This is a genomic window from Microvirga sp. P4_G7 (assembly GCF_056401005.1).
Genome location: NZ_JBFUKD010000399.1, coordinates 1 through 3,511 on the forward strand (window position 1 = coordinate 1; position 3,511 = coordinate 3,511).

At 58.5% G+C, this 3,511-nt stretch carries 2 protein-coding genes; one reads left to right on the plus strand and one right to left on the minus strand.

Annotated elements, in window-relative coordinates:
• Positions 1-257: 257 nt before the first annotated feature.
• A complete protein-coding gene (locus AC1DT3_RS15315; RefSeq protein ID WP_477466105.1) occupies positions 258-1,919 on the minus strand; it encodes an arylsulfatase in 1,662 nt (553 codons plus the stop codon).
• Positions 1,920-2,392: 473 nt separating this feature from the next.
• Between AC1DT3_RS15315 and AC1DT3_RS15320 the strand changes: the two genes are divergently transcribed.
• The coding region (locus tag AC1DT3_RS15320) for a PQQ-dependent sugar dehydrogenase (RefSeq protein WP_477466104.1) at positions 2,393-3,511 on the plus strand (1,119 nt) is incomplete at its 3' end.

Here is a 3,511-nt window from a genome sequence, read left to right on the forward strand (position 1 = left end):
GTCCCGTATCAAGCACGACGGCGCCGTCTTTCATGACGAGCTGTCGGTTGGCCGAGCAGGGACGTTGCGACGTCGGCGGTCCAACTTGTGCAGCAGCTCCTGTTGCGACCAATGTGAGAGCGATGGCTGACAGCATGCGTATCACAGGTTCCTCCTCGGTTTTGCACTGATGACGATGTTGGGGACGCTGCCTTCGTTCCCCCGTGATGGACGAAACTTTGCTTCGCCCATCACGCCGTATTCGCGCCTGAGCGTTTTCAATCGCCGCGCCCACGCTCGCCCTGTTTCTTGAGCTGCGCCAGAACCTGATCGAGATTGTAGCTCGCCGGATCCTGCATCGGCGGGAACTCCTGATAAGATTGGAGCTCTTTCAGCCACAACAGCTGGCCGATCGGGAGGATGTTCCAGTCATAGATGTAGGCGGTGCTGGGAGCCGCCAGTGAACCGCCCATGCCGGTCAATGTCTTTGTGTCGGCGCCGACGGTGATCTCGAACGGGTCGCGCTTGATATTGGCGATCTGGGTCCAGTGATAGGTCACCGCACCGGTCAAGCCATCCATCGGACCGGCGCCCACCATCGTGTAGTAGAGCTTCCAGTTCTTATAACGCACCGCCGACGGGTTTGCGCCGGTGTAGTAGAAGAACGAGTCGCGTGCCGACTTCTCCGTCTTGCCGGAGAGGTAATCGACCTGATTCACGCCATCGAGCTTGGTCTTCACGATGCCGGGATATCGGCCCGCCATGATCTGCTCATTGAGAGCGTTGCCCTTCGGACCACCAGCGATATCGACGAGCGTCGGGACCCAATCGAGAGAGGCGAAGATTTCCTTCTTGACCGTGCCGGGTTTGATTACGCCGGGCCACCGGATGACCATCGGCGCCCGCATCCCACCTTCCCAGGTTGTCAGCTTGCCGCCCTTGAAGGGTGTCGTGCCACCGTCGGGGAAAGTTATGATCTCGGCTCCGTTGTCCGTCGTAAACACGATGATGGTGTTGTCGAGCTGTCCGAGATCTTCGAGCTTCTTGATGACGGTGCCGATATTGTCGTCGAGCTGCTTCATGCCGACTTCGTTGATGCCCCAATCCTTCCCGCCACGCTCACCGAGCATCGCTTCGTACTTCGGCGAGAACACTGTGGTGATGTGCATACGCGCCGGGTTGTACCAGACGAAGAACGGCTTGCCCGTCTTCTTCGGGTCGTTGCGGTCGAGGTAGTCGATGACCTTGGCCGAGATTTCCTCGTCCACCGTCTTCGAACGTTCGAGGGTGAGGGGGCCCTCGTTCGTGCAACTCTGGTTGGCGGCAGTGCCGTCGGAAGACTTGCACGACATGACCGGACGCGGCGGCGTCAGACAAGTGGTCGTGGCCGGGTCCACTGCGCCGGTAACCTCGGACATTCCCGGAACCGGAGTGTTCCTGCACGGCGGCACGATTGACTGGGTCGTCGGATCCTTATTGATGTCGGGGAAGCTCACCCCCTGCATCGCATCCAGATGATACAGATAGCCCCAAAACTCTTGGAAACCGTGAGCGGTCGGTAGACTATCCGTATGGTCTCCAAGGTGGTTCTTGCCGAATTCTCCCGTGTTGTATCCGAGATCGTGCATGAACTTGGCGAGAGCTGGAGTGCCAGGCCGCAGATAACTCGGGCTACCAGGAAGCTGCGGCGGAATCATTCCAGTACGGAGCGGATGCATGCCGGTGAAGAACGCATTGCGCCCTGCCGTACAGCTCTGCTCAGCGTAATAGTCCGTAAACAGCGCACCTTCGTTTCCGATGCGATCGATGTTCGGGGTTTCACCCACCATCAATCCACGATGATAGATGCTCGGCTGCATCCAGCCTATGTCGTCACCCATGATGAAGAGAATGTTCGGCTTCTGTTGTGGCGCCTGCGCAGTCACCGGAGCGGCGAACATCGTCGAAAACAGAGCTGTGGCGCCGGCCAACGCGAAACTCGCCTTCATGCGTCGGACACTTGCTCCAATGCTTGGCGACCGTGAGAATGCGCGTGTGTCACTCATGGGTAATCCCTCTCCCAGACAATGCATCGGAGGTCGAAATGATCTGAAGGTGTCGAATGAACTGGGGTGATACGAGCCGTTCGCGGCGGGGCACTCGCTGCGAACTCACCTTCGGGCCACTGGGCCCGACGATCACGGTGTTCGTCCTGCAGCAAGAGTGCTTTCTCCTGATCAGCCTTGATAGAAATATCTGCCTGTCGCGTCCAAAATGGTATCGGGTGTTTCAGCCGATCAGCGTCGAAACACCCTAATTATTAGGGCTAGGAAACCGCTTTGGGCGCGGTTTCGGCCGACGCGTGGTTCGCGATAGCTAAGTTTTCATCCAGCAGCTACAGTATTGGACAGGGGTGGATACTTGGGGATTTCTCATGACCATCTACGGAACCTACGGGTCCGATAGCCTCCTGGGTACGTCTGGCCCGGACGTGATCATCGGGTATCCCGGGATTATTCAAGCAACGCGGATTGCAGTAGCGGCTGGTCCAGGCGGGACGGGCCTCAGCTCCCTGACATTTCTGAAAGACGCCCCTGATCCCAGCGCGGAACTCTATTTGGGCGACAAGAGCGGTCAGCTCAAAGTTCTCAATCCGGCCACCGGCCAAGTTCGTCCGCTCCTTGTCGAACCCGTCAATACGAACGGTGAAATGGGCCTGCTGGGAATGGCGTTCCATCCGAGTTTCGCCGCGAACGGTAAGTTCTACGTCTACCTCTGCAATCCGAGCAACGACGTCCAGATCATCGAATACGCGCTGCGGCAGGACCGGCAGACAGTGGACCCGGCTTCGCGGAAAGTCGTGATGACCATCGACTACAACAACACGGTCCATCGCGGCGGCTGGCTCGATTTCGGTCCGGATGGCTATCTCTATATCGGGACGGGCGACGACTCCGTTTCGGCAAACGCGCAAGAACTTTCCAACTACATGGGCAAGATCCTGCGGATCGACGTCAATGCCGATGGCTTTCCCGCGGACCCGAACAACAATTTCACTGTCCCCGCGACAAACCCGACACAATTTGACGGTGTTTTGGCAGCAGTTGCACCGTCCGCGATCTGGGCGATGGGCCTGCGCAATCCCTGGCGCGCCAGTTTCGATCGCGAAACCGGGCAGCTGTTCATCGGCGATGTGGGAAATTCCTCATACGAAGAAGTCAATCTGGGCGCCGCCGGCAAGAACTATGGTTGGCCTGTGACCGAAGGGTCGTCGAACGACGTCCGCTTTACCAATCCGATTTTCTCCTATCCGCACACGTCCGCGGGCTTCGGTGGATCCATCACGGGTGGCTTTGTATATCGCGGTCCGGATCCGGAACTGTGGGGACAGTACGTTTTCGCGGATTTCGTTTCCAGCAAGCTCGTGTCTMTCGAACAGAGTGCGGGCGGATGGGTCGCGACGGACCGCACGACCCAGATCGAATACCTCACCAGCGGAGGCGGGACGATCGCCTCTCCGACGTCTCTCGGCGAAGACGCGCAGGGCAATCTC